This is a genomic window from Rhodococcus sp. 5A-K4, assembly GCF_046097995.1.
In the GTDB taxonomy this organism is placed as follows: domain Bacteria; phylum Actinomycetota; class Actinomycetes; order Mycobacteriales; family Mycobacteriaceae; genus Rhodococcus_F; species Rhodococcus_F erythropolis.
Window position 1 is genome coordinate 247,030 of the sequence record NZ_JBJURM010000006.1, and the last position, 17,623, is coordinate 264,652.

At 62.6% G+C, this 17,623-nt stretch carries 13 protein-coding genes; 2 read left to right on the forward strand and 11 right to left on the reverse strand.

From position 1 onward, the window contains the following. Position 1 precedes the first annotated feature (1 nt). Entirely contained in the window at positions 2 to 1,012 is a 1,011-nt protein-coding gene (locus tag ACKAMS_RS10960) for a YdcF family protein (protein ID WP_019746084.1), read from the forward strand. A 6-nt stretch (positions 1,013 to 1,018) separates the two neighbouring features. Here the strand turns inward: ACKAMS_RS10960 and ACKAMS_RS10965 are convergent, their stop codons facing one another. The 11 genes from ACKAMS_RS10965 to ACKAMS_RS11015 form a co-directional block, all read right to left on the reverse strand. Then, entirely contained in the window at positions 1,019 to 1,852 is an 834-nt protein-coding gene (locus tag ACKAMS_RS10965) for an NmrA family NAD(P)-binding protein (protein WP_408989029.1), read from the reverse strand. A gap of 14 nt (positions 1,853 to 1,866) precedes the next feature. Then, the gene (locus tag ACKAMS_RS10970) at positions 1,867 to 3,807 is read right to left on the reverse strand and encodes a hydantoinase B/oxoprolinase family protein (RefSeq protein WP_003946069.1); all 1,941 of its coding nucleotides are present in this window, start codon (positions 3,805 to 3,807) and stop codon (positions 1,867 to 1,869) included. Continuing rightward, complete coding sequence (locus ACKAMS_RS10975) at positions 3,807 to 5,906, reverse strand: hydantoinase/oxoprolinase family protein (protein WP_019746087.1); 2,100 nt, start codon at positions 5,904 to 5,906, stop codon at positions 3,807 to 3,809. The genes ACKAMS_RS10970 and ACKAMS_RS10975 overlap by 1 nt, the downstream gene beginning before the upstream one ends. A gap of 281 nt (positions 5,907 to 6,187) precedes the next feature. Beyond that, entirely contained in the window at positions 6,188 to 6,859 is a 672-nt protein-coding gene (locus ACKAMS_RS10980; protein WP_408989030.1) for an SRPBCC family protein, read from the reverse strand. After that, entirely contained in the window at positions 6,856 to 9,378 is a 2,523-nt protein-coding gene (gene cutA / locus ACKAMS_RS10985; protein ID WP_019746089.1) for an aerobic carbon-monoxide dehydrogenase large subunit, read from the reverse strand. The genes ACKAMS_RS10980 and cutA overlap by 4 nt, the downstream gene beginning before the upstream one ends. After that, positions 9,375 to 10,019 (reverse strand): (2Fe-2S)-binding protein, encoded by a 645-nt coding sequence (locus tag ACKAMS_RS10990; protein WP_029256750.1) that lies wholly within the window; start codon positions 10,017 to 10,019, stop codon positions 9,375 to 9,377. Before ACKAMS_RS10990 ends, cutA begins: the two co-directional genes overlap by 4 nt. A gap of 2 nt (positions 10,020 to 10,021) precedes the next feature. Then, positions 10,022 to 10,924, reverse strand: a complete 903-nt coding sequence (locus ACKAMS_RS10995; RefSeq protein ID WP_019746091.1) for a xanthine dehydrogenase family protein subunit M — start codon at positions 10,922 to 10,924, stop codon at positions 10,022 to 10,024. Between the two features lie 89 nt (positions 10,925 to 11,013). Continuing rightward, positions 11,014 to 12,453 carry a uracil-xanthine permease family protein gene (locus ACKAMS_RS11000; protein WP_408989031.1) on the reverse strand — a complete coding sequence of 480 codons (1,440 nt, stop codon included), beginning with the start codon at positions 12,451 to 12,453 and terminating at the stop codon, positions 11,014 to 11,016. A 292-nt stretch (positions 12,454 to 12,745) separates the two neighbouring features. After that, positions 12,746 to 13,969 carry an aspartate aminotransferase family protein gene (locus tag ACKAMS_RS11005; protein ID WP_060938487.1) on the reverse strand — a complete coding sequence of 408 codons (1,224 nt, stop codon included), beginning with the start codon at positions 13,967 to 13,969 and terminating at the stop codon, positions 12,746 to 12,748. Between the two features lie 41 nt (positions 13,970 to 14,010). Further along, on the reverse strand, positions 14,011 to 15,489 hold the full coding sequence (locus tag ACKAMS_RS11010) for an amidase (RefSeq protein ID WP_408989032.1): 1,479 nt from the start codon (positions 15,487 to 15,489) through the stop codon (positions 14,011 to 14,013). Positions 15,490 to 15,626: 137 nt separating this feature from the next. Continuing rightward, positions 15,627 to 16,736, reverse strand: coding sequence for a ring-opening amidohydrolase (locus tag ACKAMS_RS11015; RefSeq protein WP_003946033.1), 1,110 nt, complete (start codon positions 16,734 to 16,736; stop codon positions 15,627 to 15,629). 223 nt (positions 16,737 to 16,959) lie between these two features. Here ACKAMS_RS11015 and upp point away from each other — a divergent pair, with 223 nt between their 5' ends. Next, the gene (upp, locus tag ACKAMS_RS11020) at positions 16,960 to 17,583 is read left to right on the forward strand and encodes a uracil phosphoribosyltransferase (RefSeq protein WP_019746096.1); all 624 of its coding nucleotides are present in this window, start codon (positions 16,960 to 16,962) and stop codon (positions 17,581 to 17,583) included. The last annotated feature ends 40 nt before the right edge of the window (positions 17,584 to 17,623 follow it).

The following is a 17,623-nucleotide window of genomic DNA, read 5'->3' on the forward strand; positions in this document are numbered from 1 at the left end:
CGTGATCCTTCTCCTCATCGGCCTCGCGCTGCTCGGATTCTGCGGCTACCGGTTCAGGCAGGATCGGCGGAGGCTGAGCAACGGCGTCTATCTACTTCTCGGAGTGATCTTCACCGGTCTGTGGATGCTGCAGTCGGGTGCACCGGGGACCGAGATCCCGTCGTTCGTCATCGCGACGATCGCTCTGCTCTCGCCGTTGCTGGTGCTCCTGCTTGCAGGATTCCTGATCGTCAACGGGGTCACGATGCTGCGGCGCGAGGGATTCAGCGTGGCGAACCTGCTCTCCCTCGTCGCCGGACTCGGACTGCTCGTTCCCTACGTACTGCTCGCATCAGCGTTGCTGACGCAGAGATATTGGCTCGCAGTCGTTCTCGGATCGTTCAGCCTGGTCGCGTCGTACCTGGGGTTTCTGTTCACGAGCTTTCTGCTCTACTCCTACGTGTACGGACGCCAGAAGTACCAGCCCGGGATGGACGCGATAGTGGTGCACGGCGCCGGGCTTTCGGGTGCCGACGTGACGCCCCTGCTGGCCAGCCGTCTGGACAAGGCCGCGGACGTCTTCCGCGCCGAGGTCCGCGAAGGACGTTCACCGCTGTTGGTCGTCAGCGGCGGGAAGGGATCGGACGAGGTGGTCAGCGAGGCTGAGGCAATGTGCGTCTACCTCGTCGATCACGGGATCCCGCGCGAGAACGTGATGCTAGAGGACCGTTCGACCACCACGCTCGAGAATCTCGAGTACACCAGGGACCTTCTCCGCGCCGACACCACGAAGCCTCGAATGGTTCTGGTCACCAGCAACTTCCATATACTCCGAACCGCAACGTTTGCCCGAAGCCTCGATCTGGACGCAGAAGTCATCGGTTCCCACACCGCCCGGTACTACCTGCCGAGCGCTATTCTGCGCGAGTTCGCCGCCGTCACGGTGGAACACAAGTGGCTCAACGGAACGGTCTGCCTGATCCTCGCCGCCCTGCCCCCACTGGTTGTCTGGGCGGCAGGAGGCATTGCGTAGCAAGCCTCACCGAATCAGGCTCTCGACGCCCATCGGTCGGCGACCCAGAAGCAGTTCCACGGCAGCACTGCCCGCAAGGAAGTCGTGGTGGTTGTAGAACTCGAACATCGCCGCCAATCGTGAGCTGGCGTTGACGTCCAGGCCGCTGCCGCTCTGTTCACGCCATTGATCCACGCTGATCTGTTCTATCGCGACGGTACGTGACGTCTGCTTCTCCACCATCTGTGCCACCTCCATGACGCTCAGAGCTTCAGGGCCCCCCACCTCGTACGTCGCTCCGTGATGCTCGCCCGGGCCCTCGCTCAGGACGACCGCGGCAACAGCTGCCACGTCCGCCAGACTCACGAACGAAAACCTCGTGTCCGCGCTGTACGGCACGACGATGGTCTCTGACCGACCCGTGAGTACCGCTTCGAAATTCTGCGCGTACGCACATGGTTGCAGCACAGTCCATTTCAAGGGAGAACGATGCAGTTCGTCCTCACACCTGGCTTTGTCCAGGTGATGCGGCATTGGCGGGCTGAACGGCCACGCCACGGAGTGATAGACAAAGTGTTCCACCCCCGCCGAAGCCGCTGCCGTCAGCGCATTGCGAAGTAGTGCCGGCTCGTCGGGATGGACGTTCGGAGCAATGAAGTACACCCCTCGGCACCCGGCGAGGGCCTTGCGCAGCCCTCTTCCCGTTTCGAGTTCTACCTCGAAGTCCCCGTCGACACGCGCCTTTCGCACCAGTCGCCGAGCTGTCACGCTCTGCGGCAGTGCAGCGACGACTGCCTCACCGGTCTTACCCGCGGCGCCGATCACCGCGATGTCGGCGCCGCGAGCAATTCCGTTCTCCATGAGAGTTTTCCGTCCTAGACGTAGTCGTAGACCGCTGAGGTGGCGCCACCGGAAAGCTGCGCGTAGCCCGGACCCCGATCGAAGAAGGGTTCGTTCTCACCGCGCTCCGAGCGCAACTGATCCCGTAGCTCCGTGGTAGCAGCCTCGTCGACCGACGGCTCGTCACCCTCGATCACGACAACACCGTAGTCGTCGCGTGCACCCTCCACGGAAACCTTGCGCCACTGAATGTCTCGCAAGACCTCCTCGATCGGGCGCTCCAGTGGATCTCCCCAACCGCCACCACCGGTGGTGCGAATCCGTACGACCTCGCCGGCCTTGATCGGCTCGGCATCGGTCAGCGCGTCGAACTCACGCTCGTTCGGTCCACCCGGATCCAGGACCACGGAGAACGGCCGACCGGCCTTGCCGCCCTTGACTCCCCAGCAGGCGAGGATCGAACGATCCGCAATGGACATGAAGTGCGCATCCTTGAGCATCCGGATGTGCTTCTCGTATCCCAGGCCGCCGCGGTAGCGTCCGGCTCCGCCGGAATCCATGGCCAGACCGAGCTTCTCGACGATGAAGGGGAAACGGCTCTCGGTGAATTCGGTCGGCAGGTTCCGTGAATCGGGAACGACGTGAATCGTGTCCTCACCGTCGGCATAATAGCGTCCGCCCGAACCGCCGCCGAGCACCTCACGCATGAGGTACGAGTGACCCTCGAAGTCCTCACCGTAAACACCGGTGTACCTGATGGTCTCCTGATCGGCGGGCATGTTGCCGTCCACAGCCTTGGCGACGACGCCGGCCAGCACTCCGAGAAGACGGAGGATGACGAACGTGCGAGCGTTGGTGGGGGCAGGGAAGATCGGGGTGATCAATGTTCCCTTCTCGGGGAACTTCATCTCGATCAGCGGTACGACGCCCTCGTTGACATCCAGTTCGGCCATGCGCTCCGGGGTGTCCGCGAGGTTACGCAGAATCGGGGCCAACCACTTGATGAGGAAGTTTCCGTCCGCGTAGTCACCGCAGTGGTTGATCGGGCCCTTTGCCTGCGGTCCGGTTCCGTTGAAGTCCAGGATGAGTCGCTCGCCGCCCTCGTCCTCCGGCCGCGTCTTCGTGAGCGTGATGCGCTGGATGTGGAGCATCGGCTCGTCGACGCCGTCGTGCTCGGCGTAGTCCTCCCACGTGTACTCACCGACCGGGATCTTGCTCAGGATCTCGCGGCGGTACGTCTCGGTGGTCGCGTCCATCATCGCGTCGAAGCACGACTCGACGGTGTCGACGCCGTAGCGCTCGAACAATTCGGTGAGTCGACGCGCACCCATCAGGCACGCCGAGCACTCGGCGTCGAGGTCAGCTGCGAGAGCGTCCGGCATGCGGGAGTTACGCGTCATGATGCGCAGCGCCGCCTCGTTGGGAACTCCCTGGTCCCACAGTTTGATCGGCGGAACCATCAAACCCTCTTCGTACACCGTGGTGGCGCCGGACGGCATGGAGCCGGGGCAGCAACCGCCGATGTCGTCGTGGTGACCGAATGCCTGAACGAACGCAACAACCTTCGGCTCGGCATCGGGAGTGACGCGGGCGAAGACAGGCACCGTGACGCAGAGGTCGGGGAGATGGCCGATGCCACCTTCGGACAGGTAGACGTCGTTGTGGAAGTACACGTCTCCCGGCTTCATCGTCTCGAGTGGGAAGTCCCGGGCGATCGGATGAACCAGGGCGGAATACGAACGGCCCGTGAGCTTGCGGAGGTTCCGGTCGTGAATACCCGCGCGGAAGTCGTGAGCGTCACGGATCATCGGCGAACGCGAGGTGCGCGAAATGGAGGTCTCGACCTCCATTTCCACGCTGGCGAGGTAACCGGCGACGATCTCGACCAAAATCGGATCAGGTGACGCGCCGTCGGTAGCGGTGAGTCGGTACGGCTTGGCCGCGGTGGCAGCAGCAGCATCGAGAATGGCGGTCATCACTTCACTCCGTTCGAGTCGGAAGACTTCGAGATACGAATGTTCCCGAAGGTGTCGATACGTGCCGAGAATCCGGGGTGGATCGGGACAGTCGAGCTGAACTCCTCGATCACGGCCGGTCCTTCGATGACGTCACCCGCACCGAGCAGCGTGCGGTCGTAGGTAGCAGTTTCGACCCAGCTGTCGAAATACGATTGCCGCGAACCTGTTCGGGCGGTGTCGGCGCCAGTGCCGGCGGGGATCTCCTTGAGCGTCGGACGCTTGATCGGGCCGATGCCGCTCACGCGCAGGTTGACCCATTCCACGTGCTGCGACGGGTCTCCCCGGAAGTCGTAGCCGTACAGTTCGCGGTGCGCCTGATGGAACGCCTCGGCCGCGTCGTCCATGATCTGCGCCGTGACGGTACCTTCCGCCACCGGGACGCGTACCTCGAAGGCCTGACCGAGGTAACGCAGATCCGCAGTACGGGAGTACTTGCGCTGCGTCTCGTCGAAACCCTCTTCGGCGAGCGCGATCTCGGCTTCGCCGGCCAACGCGTCGAACTGGCTCTGCAGGTCTTCAGCCTTCAACCGGTCGTGACGACTGACATGCGTCTGGACGTAATCGTTGCGGACATCGACCGTCAGCAGACCGAACGCGGAGACGTTACCCGGATTGAGCGGGACAAGAACGTCTTTCAGACCCAGGATGTCGACGAGACGGCAGGCGAGCAGGGAGCCGGAGCCGCCGAACGTCACGAGGGTGAAGTCGCGAACGTCGAGGCCACGCTTGACCGTGATCTGACGCAGGGCGTTGGCCTGGTTCCACGCCGAAACCTCGAGGACACCGACCGCACACTCCTCGAAGCCCAGACTGAGCTGTGTTGCAAGCTCTTCGAGGCCCTTGCGTGCCAGTTCTGTGTCGAGGGGAATTTCGCCGCCGAGCAGATGGGGTGGGATGCGCCCGAGCAGGACGTGCGCGTCGGTGATGGTCGGTTCGCTGCCGCCCTTGCCGTAGCACAACGGTCCGGGATCGGCGCCCGCCGACTGAGGGCCGACTCGGAGGGTGCGTTCCGGCGTCATCCACGCGATCGAGCCACCGCCGGCGCCGACGGTCACGACGTCGATCATCGGGATCTTCGACGGGTAGTTGCCCACTCGCCCTTCGGTGGTCAGCGCGGGCTCGCCGCGAACCACGACGGTGACGTCCGTCGACGTTCCGCCGCCGTCACAGGTCAACACCTGCTCGACGCCGGCCGCATCGGCGATCAGCGCAGCACCGAGAGCTCCGGCAGCCGGTCCCGACAGGACTGTCGTAATAGGCTGGTGAACAACCTCTTTGGCCGACAGGACACCGCCGTTGGACTTCATGACGTAGAACGGGATGTCGCGGGGTTCGCCGTCGGTGGTCGAGAACTCACGCAGACGATTCGCGATGTTGTTCACGTAGTTTCGGATGTTCGGCTTGACCGCGGCGTCCACGAGAGTGGTGATGGACCGCTCGTATTCGCGGTACTCACGAAGCACCTGGCTCGAGATGCTCACCGTCGCATCGGGGAAGACCTCGAAGAGGATGTCGCGAACGCGCTCCTCGTGCGTCGGATCGGCGTACGAGTGCATGAGGCAGACGCCGATGGTCCGGATGCCGCGGTCCTTGAAGAACTGCGCTGCGCTGCGAACGCTCTCTTCGTCGAGCGGACGAATCTCGCTGCCGTCGAAGGAAAGCCGTCCACCGACGGTGCGTACACGATCGGCAGGAACGATGCGTTCGGGCTTGACCCAGAAGTACGAGTTGCCGTAGCCGTCCGGCACCGACTGACGAGCGATTTCGAGAACGTGCTCGTAGCCTTCGGTGGTGATGAAGCCGAGGTTCTCGACCTTGCCTTCGAGCAGCTTGTTGGTCGCAACGGTCGTGCCGTGGCTGACCGCACCGATCGAGTCGCCGCTCTCGCCGAGCTTGGCGAGCACTTTCTCGATACCGGCGAGAAAGCCCTCGGCGGGATCCGCCGGGGTGGACGGGGTCTTGGTGGTGACGATGGCGCCGGTTTCGTCGTCCACTGCCACGATGTCGGTGAACGTTCCGCCGGTATCGATACCGACCCGAATCTTCCTGGGTTCCACGCTTCCTCCTGAGATCTTTGGCTCGTCTCGTCTGGTACCGATCGACGGTTGCGGCCTAGCCGGTGAGTGGCTCGTACCTGACGTGTAGTGCTATTCCACAGGTTCGGAAGGGCGGATTCTTTGTCACAATTCGCCGAATCGGGGGACCAAGGTTCGGCGCACGATCACGAGCGGATCTTCGCCGGCGCCCCCGTGGGTTACGCGGACGTGAAAAACGCCCCGAACCTGGTCGGTTCGGGGCGTTTCCCTCATCGTGAATCAGCTGTTGACACCTGAGTGAACTACTCGCGACAACCAGAACGCGCCAGGAATCCGCCTATAGCAACACCTGACAAAGCAATGGCTGCGCCGACGACGGCGCTGACCATCACCGTGCGAGCATCGGCGCCACCCGCTGTCGGTGCAGCGGCCGGAAGAATCGCCGGTGCCGCGACAGCTCCGGAAACTACCGGCACCGCCTCGACCGCCACTGCCGGTATTGCCGCGGCCACGGCGGCAGTGACCTTCTCGGGGATGCCGTTGGCAATGACGCCGTCGATGCTCTTGAAGAACACCCCGGCCATCTTCTTGGCTACACCGGTGATCATGCGCTGCCCGACGCCGCCGACCATCCCGCCGACCACGGCGTCGGCGTCATACGAAAGCAGCGTGCCACCCTCGTTCTCCGTCAAGGTGACCGTGACGTCCGCCTTCACCGTGCCGGGAGCACCAGCCCCCGAAGCCGTCATGACAAACGAATTGGGCCGATTCTGTTGCGACAGAACAACCTCGCCGTCGTAGACGCCCTTGATCGACGCAACTCCGGCCATGATGGAGAGCTTGTAGTGATTGTCCGTGAGCTGCTCGAGCGACTGCACACCGGGAATGGTCGCGGCCAGTACACGACCGTCCTGGAGCTTGTCGTAGACCTCTTCGCGAGGTGCCGTCAGCTGCGCGGTGCCGGCGATTCTCATGCATTCTCCTCTGATGACGAACCCGCATGTGCGAGTCGAAGTTCGAACAGTTCGGACGGTGAAATGGGCATGGACGTGATCGAGATTCCTTCGGCGTCCTCGATGGCGGCCGCGATGACGGCGCTGGTGGGGATCACACCGGCCTCACCGGCACCCTTCATTCCGAGTGGGTTGAGCCCTGACGGCGTGACGGTGTGATCCATCTCGAGCGAATCCGGCATCTCGGTGACGAACGGCATCAAGAAGTCCATGTACGACGCGTTGAGCATCTGCCCGTGCTCGTCGTAGACGATCCGCTCGTAGAGTGCGCCGCCGATACCTTGCGCGACGGCGCCCATGACCTGGCCTTCGACGATGCGGGGGTTGATCACGTTTCCGCAGTCGTGGATGACAACGTAACGACGGACCGTGATCTCGGCTGTCACGGGATCGGTTTCGACGATCGCCGCGTGCACTCCCGAAGCGAAGGTGGAACTGGGCGGCGAGTAGTAGCCGGTTGCTTCCAGACCGGGCTGCTCACCCTCGGGAATCGGCGGCTTCGACATGTCCGTGTCGGTCTTGGCGAAACCGGTGGCCAGCTTCGACTCACGGTCGAACGCATATCGTAGCGGGTTCGACAGCACGGCAACAACACTCAGCGGTACGGACGTACCTTCCACACCGGCTTCGGTGCCGATCTTGCACACGTGGCCTTCCCGGAGTTCCAGTTCGGTTTCCGGCAGATCCAAGATTCCGGAGGCGATCTTCTTCGCCTTCTCCGCGACCATCTGCGCCGCGACATGGAAGGCCGAACCCGACATGACCGCCCCACGCGAGGCGAAAGTGCCTACGGCATAACCGAACCGGCGGGTATCACCCGTGACGATCTCGACGTCGGAGACCTTGACTCCGAGATCGTCCGCAACGATCTGGGCGAACGCGGTCTGATGGCCTTGGCCTTGCGTCGTCAAGCCTGTTGCCGCCTTGACCTTTCCGGACGTCTCGACCACGACGTGGGCACCCTCGTAAGGTCCCGGGCCGGTTCCCTCGACGTACGCACCGATACCGATTCCGACCGACCGCCCTTCGGCGCGAGCCTTCCTCTGGTACTCGGGAAATCCGTCCCAGTCGATGAGCTTCTTGAGCTTGTCGATGCCTGCCTGGTAGTCGCCCGTGTCGTAGATCAACGGGCGTCCGTCCTGGAACATCAGGCCGAAGTCGTACGGCATGTCCTCAGGGCGAATGAAGTTCGCCTCCCGCACCGCGATCTTGTCCTTGTTCAGGTACTTGGCGATGGCGTCCATGGATCGCTCCATAGCGAACACTGCCTGCGGACGTCCGGCGCCGCGGTACGGGGTCACGATGACCGTGTTGGTGTACAGCGAATAGGCGTTGACCCGGAACGACTTCGGCTTGTACGGCCCGAGAACCTGCGTCGCGGTGTTGATCATGACGATGATCCCGTACGGCAGGTAGGCACCGTTGTCGTGCCAGAACGTGAAGTCGAACGCCAACAGGCGACCCTCGTCGTCGAATCCGATGTCGACCTTCTGGATCTGCCCACGCTCGTGCGCGCTCGAGATGAAGTGCTCACGGCGATCCTCGACCCACTTCACCTCACAGGAGATGCCGGCCTGGCCGAGGCGTCGAGCGGCCCACGTGATCATCACTTCTTCGGGCCACGGGTGAACGATCTTGACGCCGAATCCACCGCCGACGTCAGGAGCGATGCAGTGAACCTTGTTCAGCGCCATCCCCAATCGCGCGGCGATTGCGGCGCGGGCGGACGTGGAGGTCTGGGTGGAGGTCCAGAACGTGAGGGTGTTCTCGTCGCCGTCCCAGCGCGCGTAGACACCCTTGCCCTCCATCGGCATGGAAGCCGAACGCTCGATTTCGAGATCCAGCGTCAGTCGGTGCGGCGCGGCGGCCAGTTCGGCATCCAGATCTCCGAACCCGTGCTGCAGGTGAGCGGCGACGTTGTCCGGAACGTCGGCGTGGACGGCGTTGGCGGCAGTGCGAGCGACGTCGATCCCCACTACAGGCTTCAGCGCCTCGTAGGTGACGTCGATCTTCGCGCAAGCGTCCTCGGCGATGTACCGGTTGTCGGCGACCACCATGGCGATGGCTTCGCCGACATGCTTCACCTCGTCCTTCGCGAGGGGATACCCGTTGCGCGGAGCGATGATTCCCGGATGCGGAATGAGCAGTGGCAGGTTCTCCGCCATTTCCGGCGTGTCGGCCAGGAGATCTTCGTAGGTGTAGATGGCATGCACACCAGGCACTTCCAGCGCCTGGTCGATGTCGATGTCGATGATTCGCGCATGAGCGTGCGGCGACCTGACGAATGCCGCGATCAGCGCGTTGTGGCCCAGATCGTCGAGGTATCGCCCCTGACCGCTGAGCAGACGCGTATCTTCCTCGCGCGGAATCGGTTTACCGAAGAACTTGCCGTCGTCGGCAACCGAATGATCGGCCGTCGAATGATCGGAAGCGGGGTGCTTCGCCCCGTTGCGCTTTGCTGGTTTGACCGGAGTACTCATGCCTTACCCGCCCGTCCTCCGACGGGATTCGTCGTTCCCCGCACCTTGCGATCCAACGCCTCCCGAGTGGACGCGTCGTCGATTCCGAGCGGGAACTGCCCGGCCCGTTCACGCTTGATCTCGGCTGCGCGCAGAACCGACGCCCTGATGTTCTGGTATCCCGTACAACGGCAAAGGTTTCCCGCGATCGCGTCGGTTGCTTCCTCACGTGTGGGATTGGGGTTCTCCTCGAGAAACGCCGCGATGGTCGTCACGAATCCCGGAGTGCAGAATCCGCACTGCAGACCGTGACAATCCTTGAACGCCTGCTGAACCGGATGCAAAGTACCGTCCGGCTCGACGAGGCCTTCGACGGTCGTGATCGATCGACCTTCGAGGCTGGCAGCGAGGACGAGGCAGGACCGAACCGGCTTTCCGTCGAGCAGCACGGTGCACGCACCACACACGCCGTGTTCACAACCGACGTGCGTGCCCGTCTTACGGAGGTGGTGACGAATGGCATCCGAAGCCAAAGTGCGGGAGGGAAGAACGACGGTGCTCGTCACCTCGTTGAGCGTGAACGTCACGGCCACATGGTGCTCACCGGTGTCTGCTGCCAACTCGGCAAGTTGATCATCGATGGAGCGATCGTTTTTGGACATTGTCACCACTTTCCTGCCAGTACTGCGTTCTCACTGAGAGCATCCGTTGCCGCCGCGAAGCCGACCCGCGCCGTGAGCGCGGACACCAACTGCGAGCGGTACGCCGCCGTCCCGTGAATGTCTGCCTCGGTATCTATCTGCGCGCGGGCGCATTCTCCGAGAGTGCGCCATCGCGGGTCTCGCTGATCCGTCGCGGACGCCCCCGCCAGCACGTCCGTGTAGTCCACGACCTGCCCCAGTTCTCCGGCGGACACGTACGTCATGTGCGCTTCGGCCACCAGACCGTCGACCACGCGAATCCGGGCGACGACGCCGACCAGTGCGTAGTCACCGTGACGACGCGCGATCTCGTCGATGGCGGTCCCCACTCCGGGTTCGGCGCCGGGCACCGACACCGACACCGCGATCTCGTCCGATTCCAGGCTCGATTCGAGAGGACCGGCAAAGAGATCCGTCGACGCGATCTCGCGGGTGCCACGCACCGACTGGACGGTCACGCTGCCGCCGAGCAGTGTCAGGACTGCCGGCATCTCCGCCGACGGGTCGGCATGGACGATGGAACCGACGCTCGTCCCGCGGTTACGGATCGTGGGGTGCGCTACCAACTGCAGAGCACGGTTCAGTAGAGGCTGAACTCGACGAGCACCTTCGTCGGCCGCCAGCACCGAGTGCGTGGCCAGGGCCTGGAACCGCACTCCTTCGTCTTCGGACGAGGTCACCGAAGCGAGGTTCGGGATCGATCCGATGTCGACGATGTGGGCGGGCGCGGCGAGGCGCATGGACAGCAGCGGCACAAGCGATTGCCCACCGGCGAGCACCTTCCCCTCGTGAGAGACCTCGGAGAGGATTCGGCACGCGTCCTCGACCGAGGACGGTCGGTGATAAGTCAGCGGCGACGGTTTCATTACTCAATCCTGCCTCTATGAGTCACTTCACGTTTTGTGCAGATGTGACAACGGTCACGGGTCATACCTGGCATACATTCAACTTGGCATCACGTGAGCTGCGCCACGGGCTCTTCCCGTTCGTCATCTGACGTATCCGGACCCGTCGTGGAGCCCGGTCGCCTGCCGGGCTCCGGCCTGTTCAGTTCGGGGTTCCTGGACCCGACGAACTGGCAGAAGTGGTACATCACGATCAAGACGATGGTGCCGAGCGCGATGCCTCCGAGTGAGAACGTGTCACTGAACTTCAGAGCCGTGTCGCCGATACCGATGATCAGACCGGCGGCGATCGGCATCAGATTCAGCGGATTCCCGAAGTCGACACCGTTCTCTTTCCAGATCTTGGCGCCGAGCAGACCGATCATGCCGAACAGAACCACAAGAATTCCGCCGAGAACGCCGCCGGGAGTCGCCGCCATGACCGCCCCGAACTTGGGGGAGAAGCCGAGCAGGATCGCGATGACACCCGCGATCACGTACGCGGCGGTCGAGTACACCCGAGTGGCCGCCATGACACCGATGTTCTCGGCGTGTGTCGTCGTGGGAGAGCCGCCTACTGCGCTGGCGATGGCGGTGGCAAAACCGTCACCGGCAATTGCGCGTCCGATGTACGGGTCGAGATCGTCGCCCGTGATCTCGGCGACGGCCTTGACGTGACCGGCGTTTTCCGCGACCAGTGCGATGACACCGGGAAGGACCAGAACGATGAACGTGAGGCTGAACGAGGGAGCGTGGATACCGACGATTCCGTTGGCTTCGTCCGAGAACGGCGGCAACCCGAACCATGACGCCGAGTGCACCGAATCCCAGTTGACACGAAAGTGCTCGGTGGGTGCTCCACTACCGCCGGCGGACGTGATCGGACCGGAGACCCGGTCGAGGACCCACGAGAAGATGTAGCCGAAAACCAGCGCGACGAGAATGGCGATACGTCCCAGGAAGCCGCGTAGCGCAACGCTCATCACGATCAGGGCAACCATCACGATCAGTGCCACCCATTGGTCCTGCGGCCAGTACAACCCCGCGACAACGGGCGCCAGGTTGAAACCGATCAGCATCACCACAGCGCCGGTGACCACCGGCGGTAGCGCTTTACTGATGACGCCACCGCCGAGAAAGTGGATGGCGATGCCGACGAATCCCAGAACCAACCCCGACACCAGAATCGCACCGGTCACTTCCGCCGTCGTTCCACCCTGAGCACGAATAGCGGCAACGCCGCCGACGAAGGCCGCCGACGTACCGAGGTAACTGGGGACGCGTCCTTTGACCACCAGGAGGAAAAAGAGCGTACAAAAGCCCGACATCATCACGGCAAGTTGAGGATTGAGCCCCATGATGATCGGGAAGACGAACGTCGCGCCGAACATCGACACGACATACTGGCCACCCAACCCGATGGTTCTTCCCCAACTGAGTCGCTCGCCGGGAGCGACCACTTCACCGGGTCCGATGTTCTTTCCGTCTCCGTGCAACGTCCAGATCGGCATGACGAGACCTTTCGCGAAGGAGGAAGGTGTTCGAAATGCTTTGTGCCCCAGCTCACAAACACCGTGTCTGGAGTGAAACGCTAATGCAGCAATCAGATTTGGACGTGATGACAATCTGCCAGAACCCACTCGCCGAGATTGGCAACAATGGTGGCAGATGACGCGGGCAGGGGTCATCGTCAGTGCTGGAGACAGTTTCGACCGAAATGAGGACCGCGCCGCGAAGGGTCCAAACATTTTCTTCGGCTTAATGATTCCGTAACACGATGTCTGTCAACGGAAAACGAGGTACCTAGCCGAGGGCTGCGAGGATCCCTGCTGCCATCTCCGCGACCTGATCGTCGGTCATGACGAACGTCGGCGAAATCTGCATCGCACCCTGACCCGCCGCGCGACCCGAAATACCGTGCTCACGCAACGTCTTCACGAACGGCAACGCCTCCGCCGGATCTGCCAACTGCACCGCAGCGACCGCACCCAGTCCACTACGAACCTCCGCCACCCGCGGATGCTCGGCCAACGGCTGCAGATGCGTATGCAACGACGCCTCCAGACGCTTCGACTCCCCAAGCAAATTCTCACGCTCGAGAATGTCGAGGTTCGCCATCGCCGCCGCAGCAGCACCGGCATGCCCGCCGTACGTGTAACCATGACGCCACCACGAACCCGCATAGAACGGCTCCGCCACCCGCGGCGCGATGAACACCGCACCCATCGGAACGTAACCGGACGTCAAACCCTTTGCCGTGGTCATCATGTCCGGCTGCAAATCGAAACGAGTAGACGCGAACCACTCGCCGCCGATACGACCGAAACCGGTCACGACCTCGTCGACGACAAACAGAATGTCGTGCTCGCGGCAGATGTCGCGCACCTCGGCCAGGTACCCCTCCGGCGGAAGATACACCCCACCCGCACCGATGATCGGCTCCGCGAAGAACGCGGCGATCTTGTTCGCACCGATCCTCTCGATCAACTCGAGCAGACTCTTCGCATCATCCCAGCCGACCGTGGCCGCATCCGCCATCAGCTCGCCGTAACCCTCACGGTTCACCGGAATACCCGCCAGAGCTGTTCCCGCAACATGCATTCCGTGGTACGCCTTCTGACGACCGACGATGATCGCCTTCTCCGGCTGCCCCACCTCGTGCCAGTACCGGCGAGCGAGCTTCGCCGCAGTGTCCACCGAATCCGAACCACCCGAGGTGAAAAAGATCTTGCTCCCGGCAACCGGCGCGATCGTCGCCAACCGCTCCGCCAACACCTGCGTGGTCTCGGGAACAAAATCACCGAAATTCGAGAAATGAGCGATCTTCGACAACTGAGCCGCCACCGCATCCGCGATCTCCGTGCGCCCGTGCCCGACATTGGTGAACCACAGGCCCGCCGTCGCATCCAGATACCGAGTGCCCTCGGAATCCCAGATGTACGCGCCCTCACCGCGAGAGACGACAAACGCGCCGTTCTTCTCCACAGCGCCCATGTCCGCGAACCCGTGCCACAATGCCGAAGCCATCGTCGTTCTCTCCCAACTGGATACGTTCGAAATAGATTAGGTCAGTTCACGCGGAGTGCGGGAGGAAGAACCCGCTCGACCCACTGGGTTGCCTGCTCGAATGCGTAGGCGAGTTGGAGTACGTCCAAGTCGGCTCCGTGCCGACCGATGATCTGGATACCCATGGGAAGCGAACGATCGTCGAAGCCGACCGGCATCCCCGCAACCGGAACCCCGGCCATCGTCCAGGGAACAACCGTCTCCATCCACCGGTGATACGTGTCCATCGACCGCCCGTCGACGGTCTCGGGCCAGTGAGTGTTCTTGTCGAAAGGAAACACCTGAGCACTCGGCGCGAGAATGTAGTCGTAGGTTTCGAACATCTTGGTAATGGCCGACAGCCAGCCGTTGCGGGCCTCCGCAGCCTTGGTCACGTCGAGTGCCGAGAGGGTGACCGCATGCCCGAGTTCCCACAACAGTTCGGGCTTCATCAACTCACGCAAACTCGGATCGTTGTACTGATCGATCAAACCGAGCTGCGCCCACCAACGCCATCGCAGGAACAGTTGCCAGATGTCCTCGGGTTTGAAGTCAGGAAGCGCAGCCTCGACGCGGCACCCCAACTGTTCGAAGACCTCGAACGAGGATTCGCACAACTCGAGAACTCCAGGTTCGGTTGCCAGGTACCCGTTCCAGTCACCGACCCATGCGATCCGAGAGCCCTTCAGATCCCGTGCGAGGCTTTCGGTGAACACAGCGGGATTCTCACGAATCCCCAACGGTGCATAGGCATCCGGCCCCGCCATCGTAGAGAGAAGGTGAGCCACGTCGGTGACGGTTCGGCCCATCGGACCCACAACAGCGCCCTGAGCGATGAATCCCGTCTCCGGTATCCGACCCCAGGAAGGTCGAAACCCAACAACGTTGTTGAACGCCGACGGGTTTCGGAGCGAACCCATGTAATCGCTTCCATCAGCCACCGGCAGCATGCGAAGCGCCAACGACGCTGCTGCGCCTCCGCTGCTACCGCCGGCAGTGCGCGAATTGTCGTACGGCGACACCGTCGTACCCCACACCGGGTTGTACGTCTGCGATCCGAGCCCGAACTCCGGTGTGTTCGTCTTGCCGATCACGATGGCACCGGAAGACTTGATCCGCTTGACGAACAGGTCGTCCTCTTCGGCGATTCGATCCGCGAACATCGGCGACCCGGACGTGAACGGCAGACCCTTGGCTGCCGAAAGATCCTTCACCGCATGCGGAAACCCGTGCATCCAACCGAGATACTGCCCACTCGCCAACTGCGAATCACGCTCGCGCGCCTCCGCCGTCAACGCTTCCCGATCCCGCAATGCGACGATCGCGTTCACCGCCGGGTTATGAACTTCGATCTGGTCGAGGTAGCTCTCCATCACCTCGACACACGACACTTCACGCCTGCGTATCAGACCACTGAGCGTGACCGCATCGGCCATGACGAGCTCGCGATTCTCGGGCGCACCGGAAACGCTCTCGTCGACAGGGTCAGCAGCATGAACCATCGTGAATCCTTTCAAGCAGTGAAGTGGGTTGCGCCGGCAGAATCTCGGTCGGATTCGCCGCCACCGGCAACTGATTCGAGGACGAATTACCGGTGGCGGCGCGCGACTGTCGAAGTTTCCAGCGAGGTTCTTACCGGCTACTGACCGAGATCGACGATGGCGGCGACAGGGCCGCCGCCCTCGGGGCCCTGATGCGCTGCCGAGACCGAGACGAACACTGCCGGATCACCGGTGACAGCTGCCGTGACTCCACCTACGCACGACTTGATCTGGCGGTGCCAGTGCACGTCGGAGTCGTCGAGCATCGCATTACGACGGCCGCGGACCGTTCCGTCCTGGCTGGCCTCGCACTTCAAGAACACGTTGACGAGTTGACCGTCCAGGTCGCTCGAGTGCGGCCGCTCCGGAAGTTCGAGTCCGGCGTCACGGATCGCCGCCCAGATGCCGTCCTGGTCGAGCGGATCCTTCATCACGCTGTGGCCGATCCGGTAGCGTCCGCCGACGCCACGTGCGTTACCGACGACAACGATCTGAGCACGGTCCAACTCGACGCCGGACGAGCAGGATGCAACAGAGGAGAAGAGCTCGCGGCTGTGCATGACATCCTCGTCGGTCGGCATGTCGATTTCGCCGAGTGCAACCGCGATTCCGAGCGCCGTACCGCCGTTGGACAGGTCCATCGACTCATGAGTCTGTTCGGTCCACACGGTCTTGCCGCGACTCTTGGCGTCACGGATGGTGTGGATTGTCAGCAACGGAGTCTTGGTCTGTACGTAGTGCACGTCGGCGGGATCGGTGATTCCGGCATCGGCCATCGCATCTTTCACTGCCGCAGCTACTTTGGTGATCATTGCGGTACGACCGATGTCCTCGGGCAGCAGCTGCTCACTCATGGCGACACCCACGGTCAGTCGCGGCTCGTCGGTCTTGGTGACCTTGTCTGCCGGTACCGTCGCGAAGATCGTCGCGTGCGGGCTGATCACACCGTCCGTGCCGCCTGACCAGACGATCGGCACCTCCGCCACCTCTTCGGGGCTGCGATTACCCTTGGCGGAGAGAACCTCTCGAAACGCTCGGTCCGCGATGATTCGCGTGTAGTCGTTGACGCCGCCGTTACCCTCGGTTTTGCCGATGACTGCAATGACGCGGTCGGCCTCGAGGACACCGTCGTCGATCAGCTTGGCGAGCTCACTGGCGTCGGAGACGCTGTGTAGCGGAACCTTACGGACCTCGATTGCTTCGGGCATTGGCATCTCCTTGTATAGGGAATCGTGGAGGCAAAATTGGGCCTTGACAGCTCCTGGCGCCCAGCCCAGCCGAGCGGTTCGGAACTGCCATGCCGACCACGCTATGACGACTCGAACCCTTCGGCATCGTCAATAGTTGCCCAAACGAAAACCGCGATTGGTTATTTCGACTCCAATTCACCGGTTGTGCGCCGCCCCATCGGTTCTCACTTACGATTCGACCATGGACACCACTGTTGTCGACCATCCGCTGGCGGCATCGCTGCTCACGACCATGCGCGACGCTCGCAGCGACAACGCAACTTTCCGGTCCGCCTTGCGCAGACTGACCCATATGTTGGTCTACGAGGCCATGCGCGGCGCAGAAGTGGAACAGTTCGACATCGAGACGCCAGTTGCTCCGACGCTGGGAGTGCGGCTGGCAAATCCACCGCTCCTGGTACCGGTCTTGCGAGCAGGCCTCGGCATGGTCGAGCAGGCGAGTGCCCTTATTCCGCAGGCAGGTGTCGGTTTCGTGGGAATGGCACGAGACGAGAAGACACACCAACCGGTTCCGTATCTGGAGTCCCTTCCCGCTGATCTGTCGGGCACCCCCGTCTACGTCCTCGATCCGATGTTGGCGACCGGTGGATCCATCATCCGCACAATCGATCTGCTCATTGCACGCGGAGCCACCGATGTGACTGCAATATGTGTCGTCGTGGCTCCGGAGGGGATCGAAGCACTGAGGAACTCCGGACATCCAGTCAGGCTCCTCACTGCGAGCATCGACGACGGCCTGAACGAAAATGCTTTCCTGGTACCTGGACTCGGAGACGCGGGCGATCGCCAATTCGGACCACGGTAGTTGGCAGACATACGGAGAACCACTCATTTCGAGAGGCTAT

What these genes read in the sequence shown, in the direction of transcription:
- upp (WP_019746096.1), top strand. Translation starts at nt 16,960, where the DNA reads ATGGACACCACTGTTGTCGACCATCCGCTGGCGGCATCGCTGCTCACG.
- ACKAMS_RS10980 (WP_408989030.1), bottom strand. Translation starts at nt 6,859, where the DNA reads ATGAGAATCGCCGGCACCGCGCAGCTGACGGCACCTCGCGAAGAGGTC.
- ACKAMS_RS10995 (WP_019746091.1), bottom strand. Translation starts at nt 10,924, where the DNA reads ATGAAACCGTCGCCGCTGACTTATCACCGACCGTCCTCGGTCGAGGAC.
- ACKAMS_RS10965 (WP_408989029.1), bottom strand. Translation starts at nt 1,852, where the DNA reads ATGGAGAACGGAATTGCTCGCGGCGCCGACATCGCGGTGATCGGCGCC.
- ACKAMS_RS10970 (WP_003946069.1), bottom strand. Translation starts at nt 3,807, where the DNA reads ATGACCGCCATTCTCGATGCTGCTGCTGCCACCGCGGCCAAGCCGTAC.
- cutA (WP_019746089.1), bottom strand. Translation starts at nt 9,378, where the DNA reads ATGAGTACTCCGGTCAAACCAGCAAAGCGCAACGGGGCGAAGCACCCC.
- ACKAMS_RS10990 (WP_029256750.1), bottom strand. Translation starts at nt 10,019, where the DNA reads ATGTCCAAAAACGATCGCTCCATCGATGATCAACTTGCCGAGTTGGCA.
- ACKAMS_RS11000 (WP_408989031.1), bottom strand. Translation starts at nt 12,453, where the DNA reads ATGCCGATCTGGACGTTGCACGGAGACGGAAAGAACATCGGACCCGGT.
- ACKAMS_RS11010 (WP_408989032.1), bottom strand. Translation starts at nt 15,489, where the DNA reads ATGGTTCATGCTGCTGACCCTGTCGACGAGAGCGTTTCCGGTGCGCCC.
- ACKAMS_RS11015 (WP_003946033.1), bottom strand. Translation starts at nt 16,736, where the DNA reads ATGCCCGAAGCAATCGAGGTCCGTAAGGTTCCGCTACACAGCGTCTCC.
- ACKAMS_RS11005 (WP_060938487.1), bottom strand. Translation starts at nt 13,969, where the DNA reads ATGGCTTCGGCATTGTGGCACGGGTTCGCGGACATGGGCGCTGTGGAG.